The organism is Streptomyces blattellae (assembly GCF_009709555.1).
GTDB lineage: Bacteria > Actinomycetota > Actinomycetes > Streptomycetales > Streptomycetaceae > Streptomyces > Streptomyces blattellae.
Genome location: NZ_WJBG01000212.1, coordinates 31,828 through 53,355 on the forward strand (window position 1 = coordinate 31,828; position 21,528 = coordinate 53,355).

General features: G+C 69.4%; 29 protein-coding genes. 19 read left to right on the forward strand and 10 right to left on the reverse strand.

The window, feature by feature from the left end:
* Positions 1-177: 177 nt before the first annotated feature.
* The 4 genes from GFH49_RS28510 (at position 178) to GFH49_RS28525 (ending at position 2,131) form a co-directional block, all read left to right on the forward strand.
* Positions 178-1,002, forward strand: coding sequence for a helix-turn-helix domain-containing protein (locus GFH49_RS28510; RefSeq protein WP_155058926.1), 825 nt, complete (start codon positions 178-180; stop codon positions 1,000-1,002).
* The gene (locus tag GFH49_RS28515; RefSeq protein WP_155058927.1) at positions 999-1,220 is read left to right on the forward strand and encodes a DUF397 domain-containing protein; all 222 of its coding nucleotides are present in this window, start codon (positions 999-1,001) and stop codon (positions 1,218-1,220) included. The genes GFH49_RS28510 and GFH49_RS28515 overlap by 4 nt, the downstream gene beginning before the upstream one ends.
* 198 nt (positions 1,221-1,418) lie before the next feature.
* Positions 1,419-1,766, forward strand: coding sequence for a DUF6247 family protein (locus tag GFH49_RS28520; RefSeq protein ID WP_155058928.1), 348 nt, complete (start codon positions 1,419-1,421; stop codon positions 1,764-1,766).
* Positions 1,763-2,131 carry a hypothetical protein gene (locus tag GFH49_RS28525; protein ID WP_155058929.1) on the forward strand — a complete coding sequence of 123 codons (369 nt, stop codon included), beginning with the start codon at positions 1,763-1,765 and terminating at the stop codon, positions 2,129-2,131. The genes GFH49_RS28520 and GFH49_RS28525 overlap by 4 nt, the downstream gene beginning before the upstream one ends.
* On the opposite strand, the gene GFH49_RS28530 is transcribed toward GFH49_RS28525, so the two are convergent.
* The 6 genes from GFH49_RS28530 to GFH49_RS28555 all read right to left on the reverse strand — a co-directional run bounded on the left by GFH49_RS28530 (position 2,106) and on the right by GFH49_RS28555 (position 7,937).
* On the reverse strand, positions 2,106-3,539 hold the full coding sequence (locus GFH49_RS28530; protein ID WP_155058930.1) for a HAMP domain-containing sensor histidine kinase: 1,434 nt from the start codon (positions 3,537-3,539) through the stop codon (positions 2,106-2,108). The genes GFH49_RS28525 and GFH49_RS28530 overlap by 26 nt on opposite strands.
* Positions 3,536-4,273 (reverse strand): response regulator transcription factor, encoded by a 738-nt coding sequence (locus GFH49_RS28535; protein ID WP_155058931.1) that lies wholly within the window; start codon positions 4,271-4,273, stop codon positions 3,536-3,538. The genes GFH49_RS28530 and GFH49_RS28535 overlap by 4 nt, the downstream gene beginning before the upstream one ends.
* 67 nt (positions 4,274-4,340) lie before the next feature.
* A complete protein-coding gene (locus tag GFH49_RS28540) occupies positions 4,341-4,529 on the reverse strand; it encodes a hypothetical protein (RefSeq protein WP_408055964.1) in 189 nt (62 codons plus the stop codon).
* 46 nt (positions 4,530-4,575) lie between these two features.
* On the reverse strand, positions 4,576-5,868 hold the full coding sequence (locus GFH49_RS28545) for a S1C family serine protease (RefSeq protein ID WP_155058932.1): 1,293 nt from the start codon (positions 5,866-5,868) through the stop codon (positions 4,576-4,578).
* A gap of 163 nt (positions 5,869-6,031) precedes the next feature.
* Positions 6,032-7,054 (reverse strand): LacI family DNA-binding transcriptional regulator, encoded by a 1,023-nt coding sequence (locus tag GFH49_RS28550; RefSeq protein WP_155058933.1) that lies wholly within the window; start codon positions 7,052-7,054, stop codon positions 6,032-6,034.
* Positions 7,055-7,148: 94 nt separating this feature from the next.
* Complete coding sequence (locus GFH49_RS28555; protein ID WP_155058934.1) at positions 7,149-7,937, reverse strand: winged helix-turn-helix transcriptional regulator; 789 nt, start codon at positions 7,935-7,937, stop codon at positions 7,149-7,151.
* 182 nt (positions 7,938-8,119) lie between these two features.
* Between GFH49_RS28555 and GFH49_RS28560 the strand changes: the two genes are divergently transcribed.
* From GFH49_RS28560 to GFH49_RS28590, 8 genes are all read left to right on the forward strand, one after another.
* Positions 8,120-9,031 carry an alpha/beta hydrolase gene (locus GFH49_RS28560; RefSeq protein WP_155058935.1) on the forward strand — a complete coding sequence of 304 codons (912 nt, stop codon included), beginning with the start codon at positions 8,120-8,122 and terminating at the stop codon, positions 9,029-9,031.
* Between the two features lie 70 nt (positions 9,032-9,101).
* Positions 9,102-9,356 (forward strand): MoaD/ThiS family protein, encoded by a 255-nt coding sequence (locus GFH49_RS28565; protein ID WP_155058936.1) that lies wholly within the window; start codon positions 9,102-9,104, stop codon positions 9,354-9,356.
* A gap of 1 nt (position 9,357) precedes the next feature.
* Entirely contained in the window at positions 9,358-10,602 is a 1,245-nt protein-coding gene (locus GFH49_RS28570; RefSeq protein ID WP_155058937.1) for a hypothetical protein, read from the forward strand.
* A gap of 142 nt (positions 10,603-10,744) precedes the next feature.
* Positions 10,745-11,485, forward strand: coding sequence for an LmeA family phospholipid-binding protein (locus tag GFH49_RS28575; RefSeq protein ID WP_155058938.1), 741 nt, complete (start codon positions 10,745-10,747; stop codon positions 11,483-11,485).
* 225 nt (positions 11,486-11,710) lie between these two features.
* Positions 11,711-11,791 (forward strand): putative leader peptide, encoded by an 81-nt coding sequence (locus tag GFH49_RS41635; RefSeq protein WP_350310325.1) that lies wholly within the window; start codon positions 11,711-11,713, stop codon positions 11,789-11,791.
* Positions 11,792-11,916: 125 nt separating this feature from the next.
* Positions 11,917-12,756 carry a sulfurtransferase gene (locus GFH49_RS28580; protein ID WP_155058939.1) on the forward strand — a complete coding sequence of 280 codons (840 nt, stop codon included), beginning with the start codon at positions 11,917-11,919 and terminating at the stop codon, positions 12,754-12,756.
* A gap of 33 nt (positions 12,757-12,789) precedes the next feature.
* Complete coding sequence (locus GFH49_RS28585) at positions 12,790-13,080, forward strand: DUF1416 domain-containing protein (protein ID WP_155058940.1); 291 nt, start codon at positions 12,790-12,792, stop codon at positions 13,078-13,080.
* Positions 13,081-13,163: 83 nt separating this feature from the next.
* Entirely contained in the window at positions 13,164-13,424 is a 261-nt protein-coding gene (locus GFH49_RS28590; RefSeq protein ID WP_155058941.1) for a DUF3099 domain-containing protein, read from the forward strand.
* 50 nt (positions 13,425-13,474) lie between these two features.
* Here GFH49_RS28590 and GFH49_RS28595 read toward each other — a convergent pair whose 3' ends face one another.
* Entirely contained in the window at positions 13,475-13,837 is a 363-nt protein-coding gene (locus tag GFH49_RS28595; RefSeq protein WP_155058942.1) for a DsrE family protein, read from the reverse strand.
* Positions 13,838-14,047: 210 nt separating this feature from the next.
* On the opposite strand from GFH49_RS28595, the gene GFH49_RS28605 reads away from it, so the two are divergent.
* From GFH49_RS28605 to ygfZ, 3 genes are read left to right on the forward strand one after another with little or no spacing between them, the layout of a single operon-like run.
* Positions 14,048-14,623, forward strand: coding sequence for a heme-binding beta-barrel domain-containing protein (locus tag GFH49_RS28605; RefSeq protein ID WP_155058943.1), 576 nt, complete (start codon positions 14,048-14,050; stop codon positions 14,621-14,623).
* Positions 14,624-14,667: 44 nt separating this feature from the next.
* Complete coding sequence (locus GFH49_RS28610; protein WP_155058944.1) at positions 14,668-15,105, forward strand: Fur family transcriptional regulator; 438 nt, start codon at positions 14,668-14,670, stop codon at positions 15,103-15,105.
* Positions 15,106-15,123: 18 nt separating this feature from the next.
* Positions 15,124-16,089, forward strand: a complete 966-nt coding sequence (gene ygfZ, locus GFH49_RS28615) for a CAF17-like 4Fe-4S cluster assembly/insertion protein YgfZ (protein ID WP_155058945.1) — start codon at positions 15,124-15,126, stop codon at positions 16,087-16,089.
* Here the strand turns inward: ygfZ and dtd are convergent.
* The gene (dtd, locus tag GFH49_RS28620; RefSeq protein ID WP_155058946.1) at positions 16,086-16,511 is read right to left on the reverse strand and encodes a D-aminoacyl-tRNA deacylase; all 426 of its coding nucleotides are present in this window, start codon (positions 16,509-16,511) and stop codon (positions 16,086-16,088) included. The genes ygfZ and dtd overlap by 4 nt on opposite strands.
* Before the next feature lie 167 nt (positions 16,512-16,678).
* On the opposite strand from dtd, the gene GFH49_RS28625 reads away from it, so the two are divergent.
* Together GFH49_RS28625 and GFH49_RS28630 are read left to right on the forward strand one after the other, a co-directional pair.
* The gene (locus GFH49_RS28625; protein ID WP_155058947.1) at positions 16,679-17,335 is read left to right on the forward strand and encodes an RsiG family protein; all 657 of its coding nucleotides are present in this window, start codon (positions 16,679-16,681) and stop codon (positions 17,333-17,335) included.
* Between the two features lie 72 nt (positions 17,336-17,407).
* Positions 17,408-18,667: a GNAT family N-acetyltransferase gene (locus GFH49_RS28630; RefSeq protein WP_155058948.1), complete on the forward strand. Its 1,260-nt coding sequence runs from the start codon at positions 17,408-17,410 to the stop codon at positions 18,665-18,667.
* 239 nt (positions 18,668-18,906) lie between these two features.
* On the opposite strand, the gene GFH49_RS28635 is transcribed toward GFH49_RS28630, so the two are convergent.
* Positions 18,907-19,092 (reverse strand): hypothetical protein, encoded by a 186-nt coding sequence (locus GFH49_RS28635; RefSeq protein WP_155058949.1) that lies wholly within the window; start codon positions 19,090-19,092, stop codon positions 18,907-18,909.
* Between the two features lie 220 nt (positions 19,093-19,312).
* Here GFH49_RS28635 and GFH49_RS28640 point away from each other — a divergent pair, with 220 nt between their 5' ends.
* Positions 19,313-20,221, forward strand: coding sequence for a winged helix-turn-helix domain-containing protein (locus GFH49_RS28640; RefSeq protein ID WP_155058950.1), 909 nt, complete (start codon positions 19,313-19,315; stop codon positions 20,219-20,221).
* A gap of 38 nt (positions 20,222-20,259) precedes the next feature.
* On the opposite strand, the gene GFH49_RS28645 is transcribed toward GFH49_RS28640, so the two are convergent.
* Entirely contained in the window at positions 20,260-20,448 is a 189-nt protein-coding gene (locus GFH49_RS28645) for a hypothetical protein (RefSeq protein WP_155058951.1), read from the reverse strand.
* Positions 20,449-20,629: 181 nt separating this feature from the next.
* Between GFH49_RS28645 and GFH49_RS28650 the strand changes: the two genes are divergently transcribed.
* Positions 20,630-21,502 carry a winged helix-turn-helix domain-containing protein gene (locus tag GFH49_RS28650; RefSeq protein WP_155058952.1) on the forward strand — a complete coding sequence of 291 codons (873 nt, stop codon included), beginning with the start codon at positions 20,630-20,632 and terminating at the stop codon, positions 21,500-21,502.
* Positions 21,503-21,528 lie beyond the last annotated feature (26 nt).

Genomic DNA, 21,528 nt, shown 5'->3' on the forward strand with positions numbered 1-21,528 from the left:
CTTCGGGGGGGGCGTCGGCCACGCCCCCGGGCCGAGGTGCATCGGCTGCGGGGGTTTTGGCATGGCAGGGGTCTGACGAGCGGTGATTACCGTTCGTGCCTCGATCGTCACAGGTGCGGCGTACGCTGCGGAAGAGGTTCGGTGTTGTCTGGCGCGCAGGCAACGGGGAGGGGTGACATGGGTGAGAGGGTTGACGCTGAGCCGGTCTCCGGGCGGGCGATGCTTGGGCAGACGCTGAAGGTTCTGCGGGAGAAGGCCGGGAAGTCACTAGGGCAGTTGGCCGACGAGACCGGGTACGAGAAGAGCTATCTGAGTCGGCTGGAGTCAGGTGAGCGACTGTCCAAGGTGACGGTCATGGAGGACCTGGACGGGTATTACGGCACCGGTGACCTGCTGGTCAGCCACTGGAAGGCGGCGCGGCTGGACGCGTTCAAGGACCAGTACAAGCGGTTCATGAAGCTGGAGGCGACGGCTCGGATCATGTGGATGTTCACGCCGGGCGTGCCGGGACTTCTGCAGACCGAAGACTTTGCCCGGGAAGCGTTGTCTGGGCCCCAGACAACACCTGAGGACGCCGATCTGGTCGACGAACAGGTGGCGGCTCGTATCGGGCGGCAGTACCTGCTGCGGCAGAAGCCGGAGCCCAACGTCCGCATCATCATGGACGAGTACGCCTTCCGGCGTTCCGCGGCTCTCCCCAAGACATGGGAGGACCAGCTGCTTCGTGTCGAGGCCGTGGCGATGTGGCCGAACGTGACACTTCAGGTGTTGCCCTTCGCGGCAGGCGTTCACCACCACATGAGCGCTTCGCTGACCCTGCTGTGGCAGAAGGACGGCAGTGGTGTTGCCTACTCGGAAGGTAACGACTGGGGCCAGCTGATCGAGGAACCGGACGGGGTCCTGCGGCACCGGTTGTCCTACGATCGGCTCCGGGATCTGGCGTTGTCCCCGCCGGACTCGCTCACGTTCATCAGGGACGTACTGGAGGAGCACAGATCATGAAGCACACCCCCGACCTCAGCACCGCTGTCTGGCGCAAGTCGAGCTACAGCGACGGGGGAGCCAACAACTGCGTCGAGGTCGCCGACGGCTATCCCGGCACAGTCCCCGTCCGCGACAGCAAGACCCCGACGATCCGCCCGCTGATCTTCTCGGCGTCGTCCTGGTCGGTCTTCGTGGAACGTGTCAAAGGTGAGGCGGGCGTGAACGCCATCGAGTGAAGCGGGCGCGAAACCGGGACGGACGGGTGTGCGGTCAGGTCACGGTGATCCCATGCAAGAGATCGCGACGACAGCCGCCGAGAAGATCCGCGCCCAGGGCCAGGTGCCTCCGCCTGAGTGGGTGCGTGGACAGTCCGCGCGGGGGCGGTGAGCGCGGTTATGGTCGTAGACACGGCACGTCGAAGGAGGACAACGATCATGGCTGCCCGCGCTGCGGAACGTGATCCGGTCGTCCCTCCCATGCCCGAGCGGACCCCGAAGGCGCTGCGGGAAGCCATCGCCGAGCACGCTCCCGTGCTCCTCCCGGACTTCGACGCCCACTGGAAGTGGGCGATCGCCGACGCGTACGACCCCGGTCCGGTGCATGCGTTCATGGCCCGCTGGTGGTGCGAGTACGCGATCGCCCGTGATCCGCAGCTGGACGCTCATGTGACCGAGCTCCAGCACCGCGCTGCAGAGGCGACCGACATTGCTGAGGCCAAGGCTCTGATCGACGAGGTGGCGAAGATTCGCTACGGCGCACGGAAGCTGGAGCCCGGCGAGTGACCGATGAGTTCATGGGACCGCCTTGGCAGATGGACTGGCGGATCGATGCTCTCGCCGGCCGTGATGCGCTGCCCGAGCATGCAGAGAAGCTGGTTGACGAGGCTCGCGCGGAACTGGTCACTGCGAAGGACCCGTATTTCCGGGGGATCGATGCCGACGGTGATCTTCCAGAGGGCGTGCGCGTCGAGCCAGTGCGGTCCAGCGACCCCAAGGGACCGCGCATCCTGTACTTCGACAACGGCTACGGCTGGCTGGTCTACAGCTTCGATCGGCGCATCGCGGATCCGCAGATCCTGGTGTATGAGGTCTTCTGGCAGGAAGCCGATCCGATTGAGTTCCCTACACCGCCTCCGGCGGCGGAGTAGGCGCCCCCGGCAGCCGGACGGTGGCCACCGTCCCTCCGCCCTCCGCGCGGTCCAGCGCCACCTCGCCGCCCGCCTGCTCCACCGTCCGCGCCACGATCGACAGGCCCAGTCCCGAGCCCGGCAGGGCGCGTGCGCTCGGGGAGCGCCAGAAGCGGTCGAAGACGTGGGGGAGTTCCTCGACGGGGATGCCGGGGCCGTGGTCGCGGACGGTCAGGACGCCGTCGCTCAGTACGACCTCGATCGTGCCGTGCTCGGGGCTGAACTTCACCGCGTTGTCGAGGATGTTGACGACCGCGCGCTCCAGGGCCGTCGGTTCGGCCCGTACGTACCAGGGCTGCAGGTCCGCCCTGATCGTCAGCTCGGGGCCGCGCAGCCGCGCCCGGCGCAGGGCCGACTCCACCGTGTCCTCCAGGGAGATCACCTGGACGCGTTCGCCCCGCTGGCTCTCCGAGCGGGACAGCTCCTGCAGATCGCCTATCAGCGACGCCAGTTCCGTCATCTGAGCCTTCACCGACGCCAGCAGTGCCTTGCGGTCCGCCTCGGGGATCGGGCGGCCGGTCTCCTCGCTGCGGGTGAGGAGTTCGATGTTGGTGCGCAGTGACGTCAGGGGCGTACGGAGTTCATGGCCCGCGTCCGCGATGAGCTGCTGCTGTAGTTCGCGGGAGCTGGCCAGGGACGACGTCATCGAGTTGAAGGAGCGGGAGAGGCGGGCGACTTCGTCCTCGGCCTCGTCCTCCACCGGGATGCGGACGGTCAGGTCTTCGGTGCGGGCGACGTGTTCGACGGCGTCCGTGAGCTTGTCGACGGGACGCAGGCCCGCCCGGGCCACGGCGAGGCCCGCTGCTCCGGCGCCCAGTACTCCGATGCCGGAGACGAGGAGCAGGAGGAGGGCGAGGTCGTTGAGGGTGTCCTTGGTGCTCTTCAGCGGGGTGGCGGCGGTGAAGGCGGCCGGCGAGCTGGTCATCGTGTTGGTGTTGGTGACGGTGACAGGCACGGTCATGACGCGTACGTCGTTGCCCGCGGAGTCGGTGCCGTTGCGGTAGATGCCCTCCTGCCTGTTCGTGATGACCTCCTTGTCGACGGCGGTGACCTTGACGGTGCCCAGCGAGAACGGCAGGACACAGGGCGTTCCGTCCTCCAGCACGACCTGGAGATAGGTGTTCTGGGGGACGCCCTGCTCCGGTGTCTGCGTGCACGAGGTGATGGCCGCCGAGGCCTGGAGGTCGAGCCCCCGCATACTCGTCGTCTGGCTCAGGGTTTCGTCCAACTGGTCGTACAGCTTCCCCTGCACGATGAACCAGCAGGTGACCGAAACCGCCGCCACCCCGAACGCCACCGCCGCCGCGACCAGCATCGCCAGACGTGCCCGGATGGGCAGTGACCGGACCCGGCGTACAACCTTGTTCACTCAGCGCCGCCCTGGCGCAGCACGTACCCCACGCCACGCACCGTGTGGACGAGCCGTGGCTCGCCGCCGGCCTCGGTCTTGCGGCGCAGGTACATCACATACACGTCCAGCGAGTTCGAAGACGGCTCGAAGTCGAAGCCCCACACCGCCTTCAGGATCTGCTCACGGGTCAGCACCTGGCGCGGATGTGCCATGAACATCTCCAGCAGGGTGAATTCCGTGCGGGTCAGCTCCACGGGGCGTCCACTCCGCGTCACCTCCCGCGTGGCCAGGTCCATCCGCAGGTCGCCGAAGGACAGCGCGTCGTCCTCCTGGGCCGTGCCCGCCCCGGCCGCGGCGGCGTACGAGCTGCGCCGCAGCAGCGCGCGGACGCGGGCGAAGAGTTCGTCGAGTTCGAAGGGCTTGACGAGGTAGTCGTCGGCTCCGGCGTCCAGGCCGGTGACCCGGTCGCCCACTGTGTCGCGAGCCGTGAGCATGAGGATGGGCGTCGTGTCGCCCGCCCCTCGGATGCGGCGGGCGGCAGTCAGGCCGTCCATCTTCGGCATCTGGATGTCCAGGATCACCAGGTCCGGCTTGTAGAGCGTCGCCTTCTCCAGGGCGTCGGCGCCGTCGACCGCGACCTCTGTGTCGTACCCCTCGAAGGCGAGGCTGCGCTGGAGCGCTTCGCGTACGGCAGGCTCGTCGTCGACGATCAGGATGCGCTGGGGGTCACGGTCGCCATCGGCGGGGCTCATGGGATCGGTTCCTCGGGTGCGTACGGACGTGGGACGTGGGACTGACGAATCTCAGCGTCGCACGCTTTCAGCCTTGTACGGTACGGCGGCGGGGGCGGGACGAGGACTTCGTCCGACGCGGGGTCCGGTCGCCGCTCACCGCCACCTCCGGGGCTCGCGGTGCCGGTGCGTGCAGTGCGTACGCCACTTCGAGGGCCAGGGCGAACCCGGCCGGGTCGGTTCCGGCCACATCGTGGGAGACCTTCTTGATCATCATTGTTTTTCTCCTGCGTCTGCTGGTCGGTCGGCTGGTCGACTGGTTGCTAGTTGTCGGCGCCGCCGGACCGCAGCGTGTCCAGGTCAGCCTTGACGTCGTTGATCGGGATCGCGAAGCCGAGGCCGACGCTGCCGGCGCTGGAGGAGGACATCGCGTCGCTGGCGGAGTACATCGCGGAGTTGATGCCGATGATGTTGCCGTTCATGTCGATGAGCGCGCCGCCGGAGTTGCCGGGGTTCAGGGACGCGTCCGTCTGGATCGCCTTGTACGTCGTCGTCGACGAGCCGGTGTCACCGTTGAACTCCTCGCCGCCGAACGAGAACGGCCACTCCCCGCTGCCCTGGTCCTGGCCCTCGTCGGTGGCCACGGTCACATCGCGGTCCAGGGCGGAGACGATGCCGCTGGTGACGGTGCCGGTCAGACCCTCGGGGGAGCCGATCGCCACGACTGAGTCGCCGACCTGCACGTTGTCGGAGTTGCCGAGGGACGCCGCCTTCAGGCCGGAGGCGTCCTCCAGCTTGATGAGCGCCAGGTCCTTGTCGCTGTCGGTGCCGACGACCTCCGCGGTGTAGGTCTTGCCGTTGCTGGTGGTCACCTTGATCGACGTGGCGTCGGCGACGACGTGGTTGTTGGTGATGATCTCGCCGTCGCTGGTGATGATCACGCCGGAGCCGGTGGACTCACCGGCGTTCGAGGTGGCACTGATCTCGACGGTGCTCGGGGTGACCGCCGATGCGACCCCGGCTACGGTGCCCCTCTGGGCGGACGGCACGACGTTGGTGTTGGTGGTGACGGTCGAGGAGGACGCCGAGTCGTCGCCGGCCAGCTCCTGGATGCCGTACGCGGTACCGCCGCCGATGGCCGCGGCGACGATCGCCACGGCGGCCAGAAGGGCGAGGGGGCCGCGGGCGCGACGCTTCTTCGGCGCGGAAGCGGGGGCAGGGGGTAGGGAGGCCGCGGGGTCGGCCGGTACGGCCGCGAGGACCGCGGTGTCGCTGCCGTAGCCGCCGTACGCGCCGGTGCTGTCGTAGCCGCCGTCACCGTGGCCACCGTGACCGCTCTGGCCACCGTGGCCGTCACCGGCCGCCGCGAACTCGGCGGGCGCTGAGGCGGGCGCTGACGCGGGCGCCGAAGTGGGCGCGGCCTGCGCCGGCGGCACGGCCGCGTGGGGCTCAGCCGATTCCGGTGGCTGGTGCGCCGGCGGAGGCGGCCACTCGGGGTCGGCGGGGGAGGAGGCGTGCTGCTGGGCGTACGCCGACTGCAGGGGGGACTCAGTCTGCTGCTGGTCGCCCTCACCGGGGTTCTCGTACTCGCCGCTGCGGCGGATGCTCTCGGTCATGTCTCAGAGCTTGTCGCCGCTCGATGAGAGCTGGCTGAGCGCCCCCTGAGAACGCCGCCAAAACCTCGTTTGCCCGATGTAAAGGCAGCTCTCGCTGCTTGGCCAGGACTCTCAGACGGCCTTCAGAAACGTCCGGACGGCCCTCAGAAACGCTGTTCAGGCGCTACCGGCAGCCACAGGACCGCCGTATCACCAACCGCGAGGGAAACACCTTCAGCCGCTCGCGATGCGAACCCACCACCCGCAGGCCGTCGTCCAGGACCAGGTCCACCGCGGCCCGTGCCATGGCCGAGCGGTCGGAGGCGATCGTGGTCATGGGCGGGTCGGCGAGGGCCGCTTCCTTGATGTCGTCGAAGCCGATGACGCCGAGCTCGTCCGGCACGTCGATGCGCAGCTCGCGGGCTGCGCGCAGCAGGCCGATCGCCTGGTCGTCGGTGGAGCAGAAGATCGCGGGCGGGCGCTCGGGCCCGGAGAGGATGTCCAGGGCGACGCGGTAGGCGTCGTAGCGGTTGTACGGCGCCTCGAACAGCCGTCCCTCGGTGGGGATCCCGGCCTCGTCCATCGCGCGCCGCCAGCCCTCGACGTGGTCGGAGACGGGGTCGCCGACCGCGGGGGTCTCGGCGGTGCCGCCCATACAGGCGACGTACTCGTAGCCGTGCTCCAGGAGGTGGTGTACGGCGAGCTGGGCGCCGCCCAGGTCGTCCGTGACGACGGCGACGTCGTCGATGGCCTCCGGCCGCTCGTGCAGCAGCACCACCCGGGCGTCCCAGGCGTCGATCTCGGCGGCGGCGAGGTCGTTCAGCTGATGGCTGACCAGGATCAGCCCGGAGACCCGCATGCCGAGGAAGGCCCGCAGATAGTGGGTCTCCCGCTCGGCGATGTAGTCGGAGTTGCCGACGAGCACCATCTTTCCGCGCTCGGAGGCGGCCTGTTCGACCGCGTGAGCCATCTCCCCGAAGAAGGGCTGGCGCGCGTCCGGCACGATCAGGCCTATGAGGTCCGTGCGCCGCGACGCCATGGCCTGGGCGACCCGGTCGGGCCGGTAGCCCAGCTCCTTGATCGCGGCGAGGACACGCTCGCGCGTGGCCGGGGCGACCGGCCGGGGTCCGTTGTTGATGACGTAGCTGACCACCGCGGTGGAAGTCCCCGCCAGCCGCGCCACGTCATCCCGAGTCACCTTGGCCACGCGCGGAGTCTACGCGGATGGACCCGCTGTGGGCAGGCGTAAAGACGCCCGGCTGTGCATCTCCTGTGGGCGGGCGGACCCGCCCACAGGCCTGCTATGCCTCCGCCCGGACCTCGGTGGCGTCCAGGGCGGCCGTCTCGTCCGCATCCTCCGGCTTTGGCCGGCCGGCCTGGCCCGCCTTGGCCATCGCCTCGTCCGGGGAGCGGTCCGCCTTCTCCGGCGTAACGAATCGATAACCGACGTTCCGGACGGTGCCGATCAGCGACTCGTGCTCGGGGCCGAGCTTGGCGCGCAGCCGTCGTACGTGGACGTCGACCGTGCGGGTGCCGCCGAAGTAGTCGTAACCCCAGACCTCCTGCAGCAGCTGCGCGCGCGTGAAGACGCGGCCCGGGTGCTGCGCGAGGTACTTCAGGAGTTCGAACTCCTTGAAGGTGAGGTCGAGGACCCGGCCCTTGAGCTTGGCGGAGTACGTCGCCTCGTCCACCGACAGGTCGCCGTTGCGGATCTCCATCGGGGAGTCGTCGTTGACGATCTGCTGGCGGCCCATGGCGAGCCGCAGCCGCGCCTCCACCTCCGCCGGCCCCGCGGTGTCCAGCAGGACGTCGTCGATGCCCCAGTCGGCGGTGACGGCGGCGAGGCCGCCCTCGGTGACGACCAGGATGAGGGGGCAGCCGGGGCCGGTGGAGCGCAGCAGCTGGCAGAGGCTGCGCACCTGCGGAAGGTCACGGCGGCCGTCGATCAGGATGACGTCGGCACCGGGGGTGTCGACGAGAGCGGGGCCCTCGGCCGGGGCGACCCGCACGTTGTGCAGGAGCAGGCCGAGTGCGGGGAGCACCTCCGTCGACGGCTGAAGGGCATTGGTCAGGAGCAGCAGAGAACTCATACGTCTGGTTCCTCCTCGGTCCCTGCGAGGACGCGTGCGGTACGTCACCTGCTCTGCGATCCCGGCGGCCCCGTACACCCGCGGTCACCTGGAGTTTCCCGCTTCGTATACAACGCTTCCGAAAGCACAAAAGGACCCGGGGGCTACGCTGCCCGAGTCCTCTGTCCAGCAGAATAGCCCACATGAGGGCCGGCATGGCAGGTCATGTGGCACGATCCTCCGTCCGTCCGGCATCCGAGACGGGCGCGGTGGGGTCTTTGCGTACGTTTCTGCGCACGTTCGACGGGGTGACGATCGACGCCGTATACGAACCCCATGACGCGGTATACGAAACCGATCGCGCCGTATACGACGCCGGAGCGCCACCTTCCGGTGACGTGGCGTTCGTCGTCGCGCACGGTTTCACCGGCGATGTGGACAAGCCCCATGTGCGACGGGTGGCGCAGGCGTTCGCGCAGCACGGCGCGGTCGTCACCTTCTCCTTCAGAGGGCACGGCCGGTCCGGCGGCAGCTCCACCGTCGGCGACCGCGAAGTGCACGATCTGGCCGCCGCGGTCTCCTGGGCCCGCGCCCTCGGGCACCAGCGCGTGGTGACGGTCGGCTTCTCGATGGGCGGCTCGGTGGTGCTGCGGCATGCGGCGCTGTACGGCGCATCGGCAGCCGCGGCCGGGCCGGAGCACGAGGGGCGCACCGAGGCGGGAGCGGGTACGGACGCGGTGGTCTCGGTGAGCGCCCCCGCCCGCTGGTACTACCGGGGCACCCCCCGGATGCGGCGCGTGCACTGGCTGGTGACCCGCCGCGAGGGCCGCCTGGTGAGCCGCTACGGACTGCGGACGCGGATCCACCACCGCGGCTGGGACCCGGTCCCCCTCTCCCCGGTCGAGGCGGTCCCGCACATCGCGCCCACGCCGCTCCTCATCGTCCACGGCGACATCGACGGCTACTTCCCCGTCGACCACCCCCACATGCTCGCCGCGGCCGCCGGCGACCACGGCGAACTCTGGCTGGAGCCCGGCATGGGCCACGCCGAGCACGCGGCGACGGACGGCCTGCTGGACCGGATCGGGGACTGGGCGGCGGCGAAGGCGGGCTGAGCCGCATACCGGCACAGCGGGCGAAGCGCATAGCCTGGCCCTGTTGACCGCCGATCGATTGAGGAACCGCATGCCAAAGGTCATGGTGCGCTACTGGGCCGCCGCGAAGGCCGCGGCCGGGGTCGCCGAGGAGCCGTACGACGCGGCCACCCTCGCCGAGGCGCTGGCTGCCGTGCGCGAGCGACACCCCGGTGAACTGGCGCGCGTCCTGCGGCGATGCTCGTTCCTCATCGACGGTGACCCCGTAGGCACCCGCGGACATGAGACGGTACGGCTGGCCGACGGCGGGACGGTCGAGGTGCTTCCGCCGTTCGCAGGAGGGTGAGATGACCAACCAGCCGCACGAGGGTTCTTACGAGGGTTCCTACGACGGCCAGTACCCGCAGGGCCAGTACCCGCAGGGCCAGTACCCGCAGGGCCAGTACCCGCAGGGGTACGACCCGTACTGGCAGCAGGCGTACCAGGATCCGCACGCCGCCCAGCAGTACACGCAGCAGTGGCAGGGGCAGACGTGGGACACGCAGGTGCCCGCGGCGGCCTCGGCGGCTGATACGGCGTATCTGCCGCCGCAGGGACCGCCGCAGGGACAGCCGCAGGGGCGCCCCCAGGGACTGCCGCAGGGGCGCCCCCAGGGACAGCCGCAGGGACCGCCACAGGGGCACGAGTGGGCCGGAGCCGGTGAGCCGGTCCACGGCCCCGCCTACCCGGCGCCCGGCGTCGCCGGCCTTGCCCACCCGTCCGCTCCCGCCGAGCCGACTGCCCAAGGCGGTGGCGACGACCAGCCCGCCTACGGCCCCGCCACCCTCGTCGGGAACTCCCGTATGACCGACGCGCAGCGGGCCCGCCTGGAGGGGCGGTCGCCGATCATCGAGCCGGGGATGCAGCCGGCGGCGCTGACGGCGTTGCTGGGGCTGCTGCTGTCCGGCACGGCGGCCATCGGGTCGTACGCGCTGCTCGTACCGCTTGTGGTGCTGCAGGCGGTGACGGCGGCGGGCTGGTTCCGGCTGAACGGGATGTGGCCCGCACGGCAGGGCATCGCGCTGGCGTTCGCGGGGGCGCTGACCGCGGATGTCGCGCTGGTGGCGGCCGACCACGCACCGGCGGCGATCCTCGGCACGCTGGGTGTGTGGGTGCTGCTGGCCCTGGTCCTGCAACTGAGGTCGCACGCCGACCCGGACGAGCGGATGTACGGCCTGATGGCGACCGTCGCCTCGGCGGCGCTGTCGATCATCGCGGCCGGTTACCTCGCGGCCGACACGGACGCCGCCACGGTCGGCGCCGCTGCGGTGGCCGTGGCGATCCTGGCCCGGGCCCTGCCGCTGCCCACCCCGGCGTCCGTGATCGTCTCCCTCCTCGCCGCGGCCGGCGCGGGCATCGCGGTGGGCGGCATGACCGGCCTGGACGCGGACGGCGCGTTCCTCGGCGTGGGTGCGGGCGTCTGCGCCCTGATCGGCCACCGGGTCGCGAGCTACGACTATCCGTCCCGCTTCGTCCACTTCACGGCGGGGGTCGCGTTGCCGCTGGCGGCAGCGGCACCGGCGGTGTACCTGCTGGGCCGGGCGCTGAGCTGACCGGCGACTGTCACAGCCGATCGACAATCCCCGGCCGGCCCCTTGCCCCGGGGTTACTCTCACGCAGGACGGCCACCCGGTCGTCAGTGACCGTCGTCGGCCGTCGTCGTCGATGACCGCCGAGGTGGGGGAAGACCGAAACATGCGCGCACTGCGGATAGTCCTGATCGTCGCCGTGATCGTCGGCGGCCTGTTCGTGGCCGCCGACCGCATCGCCGTGAACTTCGCCGAGGGCGAGGTCGCCGACAGGATGAAGAGCAGCGAGAACCTCGCGACCACCCCCGGCGTCTCCATCAAGGGCTTCCCGTTCCTCACCCAGGTCCTCGGCGGCGAACTGGACGACGTGGAGGTCGGCATCAAGGACTACGAGGCCACCACCGGCGACGGCGCCGAGAAGATCCGTATCGGCGATCTCCAGGCGAACATGAAGGGCGTCGAGTTCTCCGGCGACTACAGCTCCGCCACCGCGGCGAGCGCCACCGGCACCGGCACCATCTCCTACGCCGAGCTGCTGAAGACCGCCCAGTCGGAGCCCACCGAGATCGCCTCCGGCGTCACCGCGCACGTCGTCGGCCTCTCCGACGGCGGCAACGGCAAGATCAAGGTCTCGGTCGAGGCGACCGTACTCGGCACGAAGCTGCCCGAGCCGGTCGACGTCCTCGGCACCCTGACGGTCGAGGGCGACAACACCGTGCGGGTGCACGCCGACGAACTCCCGTCCTTCGGCGGCGTCGAGATCACGGAGGACCAGGTCAGGGAGATCACCGACTTCGAGCAGCAGATCGACGACCTGCCCGGCGGCATCCAGCTGGACCGGGTCGAGCCCGCGCAGGACGGTGTGGAGATCGGCGTGAAGGGTTCGAACGTCCGGCTGGCCGGGTAGGACGTCAGCGGCCATCGGCGACGGCCATCATCGACGGCCATCGCCGGCGCCGTCCGAAGGGCGAGACGCGGACGTCCGTACCGCAGATGTGACCACGGATACATCCGCCCGGAAACCCGGCCGCAGCCGCTCCGGCAGTCACTTCTTCCCGTATCCCGGACGATCGCGTCTCAAAATACGACACACCGGTGACATGCCCACCCGTCCGTCCCTAAGCTCAAGCCCATGAAGCGTCAGGCGGACCTCACGAAGCGGCGGGCAGTAGACCTGTGCCGCGTCGCCGCCATGCTCTGTCGCACCTTCTGAGCGGAAGCGTCTGCCTTCCGCATTCCCGCCGCCCTGCCCAGGGCATTCGTGCGCCGTCCGGACCCCGGACCGCGCGCCCCTCTCACTCGCACGCCCCGCCGCACCTGCCCCGGAGGAGAAAGAGCATGAGCCGCAGCGACGTCCTGGTCGACGCCGACTGGGTCGAGGCCAACCTCGACAACGCCGACATCGCCATCGTCGAGGTCGACGAGGACACGTCCGCGTACGAGAAGAACCACATCCGAGGCGCCATCCGGATCGACTGGACCAAGGACCTCCAGGACCCGGTACGCCGTGACTTCATCGACCAGGAGGGCTTCGAGAAGCTCCTCTCGGCGAAGGGCATCGCCAACGACACGCTGGTGATCCTCTACGGCGGCAACAACAACTGGTTTGCCTCGTACGCCTACTGGTACTTCAAGCTCTACGGCCACCAGAACGTCAAGCTGCTCGACGGCGGCCGCAAGAAGTGGGAGCTGGACGCCCGCGAGCTGGTCGAGGAGGTGCCGGAGCGTCCGGCGACCGACTACAAGGCCAAGCCGCAGGACACCTCCATCCGCGCCTTCCGCGACGACGTCGTGGCGGCCATCGGCAGCCAGAACCTGGTCGACGTGCGCTCGCCCGACGAGTTCAGCGGCAAGCTGCTCGCCCCCGCGCACCTGCCGCAGGAGCAGTCGCAGCGTCCGGGCCACGTCCCGTCCGCCCGCAACATCCCGTGGTCGAAGAACGCCAACGACGACGGCACCTTCAAGTCGGACGACGAGCTCAAGGAGCTCTACGCCGAGGAGAACGTCGACCTGGCCAAGGACACCATCGCCTACTGCCGCATCGGTGAGCGCTCCGCACTGACCTGGTTCGTCCTGCACGAGCTGCTCGGCGTGCAGAACGTCAAGAACTACGACGGTTCCTGGACCGAGTACGGCTCCCTCGTCGGCGTGCCGATCGAGCTCGGCGCCAACAAGTAAGCCCCGACCTTTCCAACCCCTCAGGAGATTCATATGTGCGGAGCGAAGGCCGGTGGCCCCGACGCCTCGACGATCAAGCCCGGTGAGACCACGATCCAGGGCCAGGTGACGAAGGACGGCGAGCCCATCGTCGGCTACGTCCGTCTGCTGGACTCGACCGGCGAGTTCACGGCGGAGGTGCCCACCTCCGCGACGGGCCAGTTCCGCTTCTACGCGGCCGAGGGCACCTGGACCGTCCGCGCCCTGGTCCCCGGCGGCGCCACCGCCGACCGCACCGTCGTCGCCCAGCAGGGCGGCCTGGCGGAGGTCGCGATCGCGGTCTGACGACGACGGAAGGGCCGTACCCCCACGGGCTGGACGCCCGGCGGGTACGGCCCTTCCGCCATGTCCGGGCCTACCCTGGACGTATGTACGCACGGCGACGGCGCATGTACTTCGCCATGATGGGGACCTGCGTCACGCTCTTCGTCCTGGCCTGGGGCGTCGTACGCCTCTGGTCGATTCCCGTGGCCGTGGGCATGTGCGTGGTGGCCATGGTCATCCCGCCGCTCGCCGCGATGGTCGCCAACCGCCGCGGCCCCGAGGACCGCTGGTGGGACGATCCCTCCGGTGACCCGAAGTCCGACGAGTGGTGGGACGAGCTGGACGGGAAGAGACGGCCGCGGTAGGGGGCGGTTGGCCGGCGCCGGGCGCTGCGGCGGGGGGAAGCCGGTGCGGGTCAGTACACGAGCGCCTGCGTCTCGTCCCCCAGCGCCTCCTGTACGAACACCTGCGCCCCCGCGATGCGTACGCCCTCGATGACGTCCTTCTCCGTGATGTCCCGGCGGGCCGCGCACTGCGTGCACAGGGTGACGCGGCCGCCCGCGAGGAGGGCGTCGAGGAGGTCGGGGAGCGGGGCGGCGTGCGGGAGTTCGAACTCGGCGGCGCGGCCCGGGAGCGCGAACCAGGCGGACTCCCCGGTCAGCCAGAGGGAGACGTCGACGCCGCTGGCGACGGCCACCGCCGCCACCGTGAACGCCTGTGAGCACCGCTCGGGGGCATCGGCCCCCGCCGTCACCTTGATCACGAGCTTCTTCGCCATGGCCGGAATCGTAGTGCGCCGGGCACCCGCGTAAGCTTGGGCCCGGTCTTGTGCAACGCGTACTCTCGCTCACCAAGGAGCATTCCGTGGAGATCTTCTTCGAAGTCCTGCTGGTCCTTGTCTGCGTCGGCGTCCTCGCCTTCGCCGGGCTGACCGTGAAGAAGCTGTACCAGGGCCAGCGCTGACCCCCACCAAGGAATTCCTCCGCTCATGATCGAGATCCCGTCCGACCTCCACAGGGACATGGTCCCCCTCGCGTTCCTGCTCGGCGACTGGGCCGGCGCAGGCGTGCACGACTTCCCGGGCGCCGAGAAGTGCAACTTCGGCCAGGAGGTCTCCTTCAGCCACGACGGCCGGGACTTCCTGGAGTACCGGTCCCACACGTGGGTGCTGGACGACGACGGGAGCAAGGTCCGTCCGCTGGAGTCCGAGACCGGCTACTGGCGTATCGACGCCGACCGCAAGGTCGAGGTCACGATGGTCCGTGACGACGGCGTCGTGGAGATCTGGTACGGCGAGCTGGCCGACAACAAGCCCCAGATCGACCTCGTGACGGACGCGGTCGCGCGCACGGCAGCCTCCCGCCCCTACACCGGCGGCAAGCGCCTCTACGGCTACGTGAAGAGCGACCTGATGTGGGTCGGCGAGAAGCAGACCCCCGAGGTCGAGCTGCGCCCCTACATGTCCGCCCACCTGAAGAAGGCCGTCACCCCTCAGGACGTCGAACGCTGGGCCAAGGCCCTCCCGGACGACATGCCCGACGACGGGATCGCCTTCTTCAAGTAGGCCTTTCCTGAAGTGGCTCCAGAAGTGGCTCTAGACTCGTCAGTGTGGTGAGCACCGACTGGAAGAGCGATCTGAGGCAGCGCGGCTACCGGCTGACCCCGCAGCGGCAACTCGTGCTCGAAGCTGTGGACACCCTTGAGCACGCGACCCCCGACGACATCCTCGTGGAAGTGAGGAAGACGGCGTCGGGGGTCAACATTTCGACGGTCTACCGGACCCTTGAGCTGCTGGAGGAGCTCGGGCTGGTCAGCCACGCCCACCTCGGGCACGGGGCGCCCACGTACCACCTCGCCGACCGGCACCACCACATCCACCTCGTCTGCCGCGACTGCACGAACGTCATCGAGGCCGATGTCTCCGTGGCCGCCGAGTTCACCGCCAAGCTGCGTGAGACGTTCGGCTTCGACACGGACATGAAGCACTTCGCCATCTTCGGCCGGTGCCGCGACTGCACGCTCAAGAATTCAAGTACCGATTCGTAGGGTCGTAGGCTTGGTCCCATGAAGAGCCCTCTGCTGACTCTGCCCGGCGCCGTCCCCGCCGAAGGCGTGGACGAAGGCGTCGCCGCCCACTACGGCGACCTGTTCCGCGAGCAGCGCGCCCTCGCCGACGGCACCGGCTTCGTCGACCTCTCGCACCGCGGTGTCGTCACCGTCACCGGCGAGGACCGGCTGAGCTGGCTGCATCTGCTGCTCACCCAGCACGTCACCGACCTGCCCGCGGGCGAGGCCACCGAAGCGCTGATCCTGTCGGCGCACGGCCACATCGAGCACGCGCTGTACCTGGTCGACGACGGCTCGACGACCTGGGCCCACGTCGAGCCCGGCACCAAGGACGCGCTGCTCGCCTACCTGGAGTCGATGAAGTTCTTCTACCAGGTCGAAGTCGCCGACCGCACCGGCGAGTTCGCGGTCGTCCACCTGCCCGCGGGCTCGATCGCGGAGGTGCCGGAGGGCGTCGTCGTACGCGAGACGGCGTACGGCCGTGATCTCTTCCTCCCGCGTGCGGACCTGGAGTCGTACGCCGGGAAGGCGGGCCCGGCGGCCGGGATCCTGGCGTACGAGGCCCTCCGCGTCGAGCACCACCGCCCCCGCCTCGGCTTCGAGACCGACCACCGCACCATCCCGCACGAACTGGGCTGGATCGGCACGGCGGTGCATCTGCAGAAGGGCTGCTACCGCGGCCAGGAGACGGTCGCCCGCGTGCAGAACCTGGGCAAGCCCCCGCGCCGCCTGGTCTTCCTCCACCTGGACGGCAGCGAGGTGCACCTGCCCGCCCACGGCACGGAGATCCGGCTCGCGGACGACGGGCCCGACGGGCGCAAGATCGGTTTCGTCACGACGTCCGTACGCCATCACGAACTGGGCCCGGTCGCGCTCGCGCTGGTGAAGCGGAACGTGCCGGTGGACGCGCGGCTGGTGGCGGACACGACGGCCGCGGCGCAGGAAGCGGTCGTAGAGCCCTAGATTTCGAGCAGGACCGTGAACGGGCCGTCGTTCGTCAGACTCACCCGCATCCGCGCACCGAACCGGCCCGTCTCCACCGTCGCGCCCAGGGCACGCAGCCGGGCGACGACCTCGTCGACGAGGGGCTCGGCCACGTCTTGCGGGGCGGCGGCGTTCCAGGTGGGCCGGCGGCCCTTGCGCGCGTCCCCGTACAGGGTGAACTGGCTGATGACGAGCAGCGGGGCGTCGATGTCGCTGCACGACTTCTCGTCCTGCAGCATGCGGATCGACCAGAGTTTGCGGGCGAGCTGCGCGGCCTTCTCCTTGGTGTCCTCGTGGGTGACGCCGACCAGGACGCACAGCCCCTCGCCGATGATCTCCCCGACCGTCTCACCGTCCACGACGACACTCGCGCCGTCGACCCTCTGCACCACTGCACGCATGCCCCCATGATGCCCTGCGGTCGGGACTGGCCCGCGGGCGGCTGCATGCTACTGCGTATCGCTCCTTAACCCCCCATCTGGGGCCGATCGGGGGCACTCATTCACATACTGGCCACCTGGGGTGGCACGATGCTCCCACACGCCGGTCGAGGGGACGGTTGAGGCAGATGAGCACACCGAGTACCGGGCAGCCGCCGACGGTCCGCGCTGCGGACGTCGCGAATCTGCGGCCGCCCACGCAGCGCACCGACAGTCCGAGCCCGAGCCCGGGTCCGGTACCGGTGCCGGACCCGGGCTCGGGCTCGGTACCGGGCCTGTGGCCGCGGCTGGCCGCCGAGCCGGCCGAGCACGAGCTGGCCGCGCTGAGCCTGCCGGAGCTGCGCACGCTCCGCCGGGACGCACAGCGGGACGAGGCGGACCTGAGCTATGTACGGCGGCTGCTGCAGGGCCGGATCGACATCCTGCGGGCGGAACTGGCGCGACGCGGCCCCGCAGGGCAGGCGTCCGTCGTCGACCGCCTCCCGGAGATCCTCACCGACGCCCCGGCCCGCCACCGCTCCTCCGCCCGCCACGTGACGCTGGGGACGCCGCACAGCGAGGAGTACCGGAAGCTGGCCGCCGACATGCTCGCCGAGGTCGAACTCTCCGACCTCGGCGCCCGCACCGACCTCGAACTCAACACCGCCATGGGCCGCCTCGTCCGCTACGAACAACAGGTCTCCCACCGCCGCCAACGCCTCCAGCGCACCGCCGACGACTGCAGCGGCGAGATCGCGCGGCGGTACCGGGAGGGGGAGGCGCAGGTGGACGACTTGCTGACGTGACCTGACCTGACCTGACGCGGGGGCGTGCAAAACCCCGCGACACCGGCACCGTCGTACACCTACCGTGATCGTATGACCCGCCGCGCCGACATCGACGTCCGCCCGATCACCGAAGCCGAGTTCGCCGACTGGCTGCGCGCGGTGAACACCGGGTTTCTGCGGCGGCCGACGCCCCCGGAGACGGAGGTCGCGGTTCGGCGCGGTCAGTTCGAACCGGGGCGATTCCTGGGGGCCTTCGACGGCGGGCGCTGTGTCGCCACGTTCCGGTCGTTCGCGCAGGAGCTGACGGCCGTGGGCGGTGCGGCGGTGACCGCCGATGCCGTCTCGGGCGTCACCGTCACCGTCACCGCCACCCACCGACGCCGGGGTCTGCTGACCCGGATGATGGCCCAGGATCTCGCCGCGGCGAGGGAGCGGGGAGACGTGGTGGCGACGCTGATCGCCGCCGAGTACCCGATCTACGGACGGTACGGCTTCGGGCCCGCCACCTGGATGAGTGAGTGGACGGTCGACGTACCGCGGGCGGGTCTCGACCCGCGGTGGGCGGGGCCGGAGGACGGCGGGCGGATCGACCTCGTGGACGGGGAAGACGTGCGCAAGCTGGGCCCCGAGCTGCATGAGCGGCTGCGGCGGAGCCAGCCCGGTGTGGTCAGCCGCGACGACCTGTGGTGGCAGCTGAGGACCGGTGCCGTGGTCTTCGAGGAGTCGTGGACCGAACCCCACTTCGCCGTGTACCGCTCGGCGGCGGGCGAAGTCGAAGGGCTTGCGTCGTACCGGTCGGACGACAACTGGCATGACAAGCAGCAGCCGCACAACACGGCCCAGGTGGACTGGCTGATCGCCACCACCCCGGGGGCCGAACGAGCCCTGTGGCACTACCTCTGCTCCATCGACTGGGTCACGACGGTGAAGAGCGGGTGGCGGGCGCCGGACGATCTGCTTCCGCTCCTGCTTCCCGATCCGCGCGCCGCCCGTATCGCCGCGCAGTCCGACTGGCTGTGGGTGCGGATCCTCGATGTCGTACGGGCCCTGGAGGCGCGGACGTACGAGGGGGCGGGGTCGCTCGTCGTCGACGTACGGGACGCGGGCAGGTTCAGCGGCGGGCGGTATCGGCTCGACGCCTCGCCGGAGGGGGCTGCCTGTGCGCCCACCACGGCCTCCGCCGAACTCACGCTTGACGTGGGCGAATTGGCGTCCCTCTGGCTGGGCGACGAGTCGGCCGTCAGGCTGGCTGCGCTGGGGCGGGTCCAGGAAGAACGAGCGGGCGCCGCCAAGATGGCCGACGCCCTGCTGCGTACGTCCAGGCGGCCTTGGTGCCCGGACATGTTCTGAGGTCTCCTTCCTGCTCGACGGCGAATGACGGTTCATCCGTAGCTGTGCTCTTGAGTTGTGGCTGTGCTTTTCAGTTGTGGCTTTCAGTTGTGGCTGTGCTGTGTGTGCAGCTGTCGCTGCTGTTCGGTTGTCGGTGTTGAGTTGTGGCTGTGCGTGTGGTGCAGACTGACCAGGCTCCCGGCTCCCCTCCGGAAGGGAGCCCGGCCAGCCGATTCTGGGCGGGGCGGCCGTGGCGGTGCTCAGCCGGACTGGGCGAGCAGCATCACGAGGATGATCGCTCCGATACCGCCGAAGGCGGTGTTCCTGGCCTTGATTCCGATGGCCAGTGCGATGAACCCGATGATTCCCATCGGGCCGTACCTCCACTCGATGAGCTGCTCGAAGGTGACGGCGATGGCGGCGAGGACGATGGCGGCGAGCGGCATGCGGTCCCTCCTTAGGGACGGGTCGCCCTGGGCGGGGTGAGCGGAACCCTGCTGAGGACCGTCCACCTGGTCGAAGGATCCGACCCTGGTGGCCAACCCCCAGGAAGTTTGACCATGTTGCTCAAGTTGGTTACCAACTCCACTGTACTTATCTCCGCTTGTAAGCGTCTCATAACCACCTTTCTTTGAACTGACGGAAGATGGCGAGAAGTTGTACTGTTTGGTCGTGGACCCGAAACACGCCGCCGTCAATGGACGGGCGAGGTCACAGCGGCCACCCCCGTCACATCGAGAGGTGGCCGACGAACTGCGCGCCCGCATCAGGTCGGGGGAGCTGCAGCCGGGCCAACGCATGCCGACCCAGGCCAAGTTGGCCGACGAGTTCGGCGTCGAGCGAGGGGCCGTACGGCAGGCGCTGCGCATCCTGCAGTCGGAGCATCTGCTCACCAACGTCTCCAAGGGCAGCCCGGCGACCGTCGCACCCGACCTGAGCATGGCCCTGGCCGGCCCGGGAGCCCCGCCCCTGCCCACGATGGTGGCGCTGGCGCCCCGCATCGCCGCCGCGTTCGACGGTGCGCACATCGAGATCGACGCGCTGTGCCTGACCTCGATCAACCTCACGCTCGCCATCGGCGAGCCACTGCGCCAGATCCACGCAGGACAGCTGAAACCGGCCAAGATCGACGTTCGTGTCCTGCTACCCAGCCGCGACATCGAACTCGCCTTCCCCGCACCCGTGGACCCCACCGCCGACGACTCCGTACACCGCCGCTGGCTGGCCCAGCGCAACGCCCAGGGCCAGGTCCTCCAGCACAACCTGCTGGCCCTGCGCGCCACCCACGGCATCGAGGTCGACGTCTCGTTCCGTGCCCTGCCCTTCACCCCGCCCGTGAAGCTGTACCTGCTCAACAGCACGGAGGCGCTCTTCGCCTACTACACGCTGACGCGACGCGAGCAGGAGATCGAACACGAGCATCTGGAGATGTACGACGCCGAGGGCTCCCAGTCCATGCTGTTCGCCTTCGAGCAGGGCGCCGGCCTGCGTGACACCACGTTCGTGGAGCAGTCCCAGCTGTGGTTCAACGCACTGTGGGAGACGATCAGTTCGGAGCTGGTGCTCACGAGCTGACGTCTCCCACAGGGTGGTGGTCTCTTGTGCGCCCGACTTCACAGAGCGGGGCCCGAGACCAGTACGGCGAGCATGACGGCCCCGATGGAGCTGAGCGCCGGGCTCTTGGCCTTGATGCCGATGGTGAGCAGCAGCAGAGCGACAATGCCGGCGGCGCCGTACTCCCACTGGACCATCTGTTCGAAGCCGACGACGAATACTGCGGAGATGAAGGCGAGGGCAGGCACGTTGATTCCCCCTTCGGGCTTCCTGGGCGGCGGGACGAGCGGTGGGGGGTGGATCGTGGAGGTAAACCTTCCGCCAACTTGACCAACTTGGCGACCAACTCCAATTATGCTGTTCCCATTTGGCAGCCATCTCAAAACAACTTTCCAGCAACTCCACATAGATGGGACGGAGTTGTAGCGTTTGGTCGTGACCCAGGAGAACGTGGCAGTGAACGGCAGCAGCAGACTCTCGCCCCAGGAGATCGCCGACATACTGCGGAACAGGATCCGCGCCGGTGAACTCAAGGCGGGCGAGCGCCTGCCCACCCAGGCCGAACTCGCCGCGGAGTTCGGCGTGGAGCGCGGTACCGTGCGCCAGGCTCTGCGGGCACTTCAGGAGGAAGGCCTCCTCAATAACGTGAGCAAGGGCAGCCCGCCCCGCATCGCGGCCCCAGGACCGGCCCACGGCGGACCCCAGCCGACGATGGTGGCGCTGGGGCCGCGGCTTACGGACGCTTTCTCCGCGCCGCACGTGCGGATAGACGCGGCCTGTCTGACCGTCGAGACGCTGATGCTGGCCCTGAGCGAGCCGCTCCGCCGGATCCACGAGGGGGCGTTCTGCCCCGACTCGATCGACGTGCGCATCCTGCTGCCTTCCCGCGACATCGCGCTGGCGTTCCCGGCGCCGGTCGACGGCAACGACGAGTCGGTGCACGAGCGCTGGCTGTCCCAGCGCAACGCCCAGGGTCACGTCCTCCGGCACAACCTCCAGGCCCTGCGCTCCTCGCACCGCATCAAGGTGACCGTCACCTTCCGCGCGCTGCCCTTCACGCCGCCGGTGAAGCTGTACCTGCTCAACGGGGCCGAGGCGCTGATCGCGTATTACATGATCACGCGCCGCGAGGAGCCGACGGACTCCGGCACCCTCGACATGTACGACGCTCTGGGCACCGAATCCCTCCTCTTCTCCTTCGCCGAGCAGGCCGGCCGGCGTGACGCCGCGTTCGTCGAAGAATCCCAGAAGTGGTTCGACGCTCTCTGGGAAACCATCACTACGGACCTGACGCTCAGCTGACCGGTCGTGAACCAGGAGAACCAACC

Bases quoted from the DNA above. Each gene is read 5' to 3' on its own strand.
- GFH49_RS28510 (WP_155058926.1), top strand. From the start codon at position 178: ATGGGTGAGAGGGTTGACGCTGAGCCGGTCTCCGGGCGGGCGATGCTT.
- GFH49_RS28515 (WP_155058927.1), top strand. From the start codon at position 999: ATGAAGCACACCCCCGACCTCAGCACCGCTGTCTGGCGCAAGTCGAGC.
- GFH49_RS28520 (WP_155058928.1), top strand. From the start codon at position 1,419: ATGGCTGCCCGCGCTGCGGAACGTGATCCGGTCGTCCCTCCCATGCCC.
- GFH49_RS28535 (WP_155058931.1), bottom strand. From the start codon at position 4,273: ATGAGCCCCGCCGATGGCGACCGTGACCCCCAGCGCATCCTGATCGTC.
- GFH49_RS28540 (WP_408055964.1), bottom strand. From the start codon at position 4,529: ATGATGATCAAGAAGGTCTCCCACGATGTGGCCGGAACCGACCCGGCC.
- GFH49_RS28545 (WP_155058932.1), bottom strand. From the start codon at position 5,868: ATGACCGAGAGCATCCGCCGCAGCGGCGAGTACGAGAACCCCGGTGAG.
- GFH49_RS28555 (WP_155058934.1), bottom strand. From the start codon at position 7,937: ATGAGTTCTCTGCTGCTCCTGACCAATGCCCTTCAGCCGTCGACGGAG.
- GFH49_RS28560 (WP_155058935.1), top strand. From the start codon at position 8,120: ATGAGGGCCGGCATGGCAGGTCATGTGGCACGATCCTCCGTCCGTCCG.
- GFH49_RS28565 (WP_155058936.1), top strand. From the start codon at position 9,102: ATGCCAAAGGTCATGGTGCGCTACTGGGCCGCCGCGAAGGCCGCGGCC.
- GFH49_RS28570 (WP_155058937.1), top strand. From the start codon at position 9,358: ATGACCAACCAGCCGCACGAGGGTTCTTACGAGGGTTCCTACGACGGC.
- GFH49_RS28575 (WP_155058938.1), top strand. From the start codon at position 10,745: ATGCGCGCACTGCGGATAGTCCTGATCGTCGCCGTGATCGTCGGCGGC.
- GFH49_RS41635 (WP_350310325.1), top strand. From the start codon at position 11,711: ATGAAGCGTCAGGCGGACCTCACGAAGCGGCGGGCAGTAGACCTGTGC.
- GFH49_RS28580 (WP_155058939.1), top strand. From the start codon at position 11,917: ATGAGCCGCAGCGACGTCCTGGTCGACGCCGACTGGGTCGAGGCCAAC.
- GFH49_RS28585 (WP_155058940.1), top strand. From the start codon at position 12,790: ATGTGCGGAGCGAAGGCCGGTGGCCCCGACGCCTCGACGATCAAGCCC.
- GFH49_RS28590 (WP_155058941.1), top strand. From the start codon at position 13,164: ATGTACGCACGGCGACGGCGCATGTACTTCGCCATGATGGGGACCTGC.
- GFH49_RS28595 (WP_155058942.1), bottom strand. From the start codon at position 13,837: ATGGCGAAGAAGCTCGTGATCAAGGTGACGGCGGGGGCCGATGCCCCC.
- GFH49_RS28605 (WP_155058943.1), top strand. From the start codon at position 14,048: ATGATCGAGATCCCGTCCGACCTCCACAGGGACATGGTCCCCCTCGCG.
- ygfZ (WP_155058945.1), top strand. From the start codon at position 15,124: ATGAAGAGCCCTCTGCTGACTCTGCCCGGCGCCGTCCCCGCCGAAGGC.
- dtd (WP_155058946.1), bottom strand. From the start codon at position 16,511: ATGCGTGCAGTGGTGCAGAGGGTCGACGGCGCGAGTGTCGTCGTGGAC.
- GFH49_RS28625 (WP_155058947.1), top strand. From the start codon at position 16,679: ATGAGCACACCGAGTACCGGGCAGCCGCCGACGGTCCGCGCTGCGGAC.
- GFH49_RS28630 (WP_155058948.1), top strand. From the start codon at position 17,408: ATGACCCGCCGCGCCGACATCGACGTCCGCCCGATCACCGAAGCCGAG.
- GFH49_RS28635 (WP_155058949.1), bottom strand. From the start codon at position 19,092: ATGCCGCTCGCCGCCATCGTCCTCGCCGCCATCGCCGTCACCTTCGAG.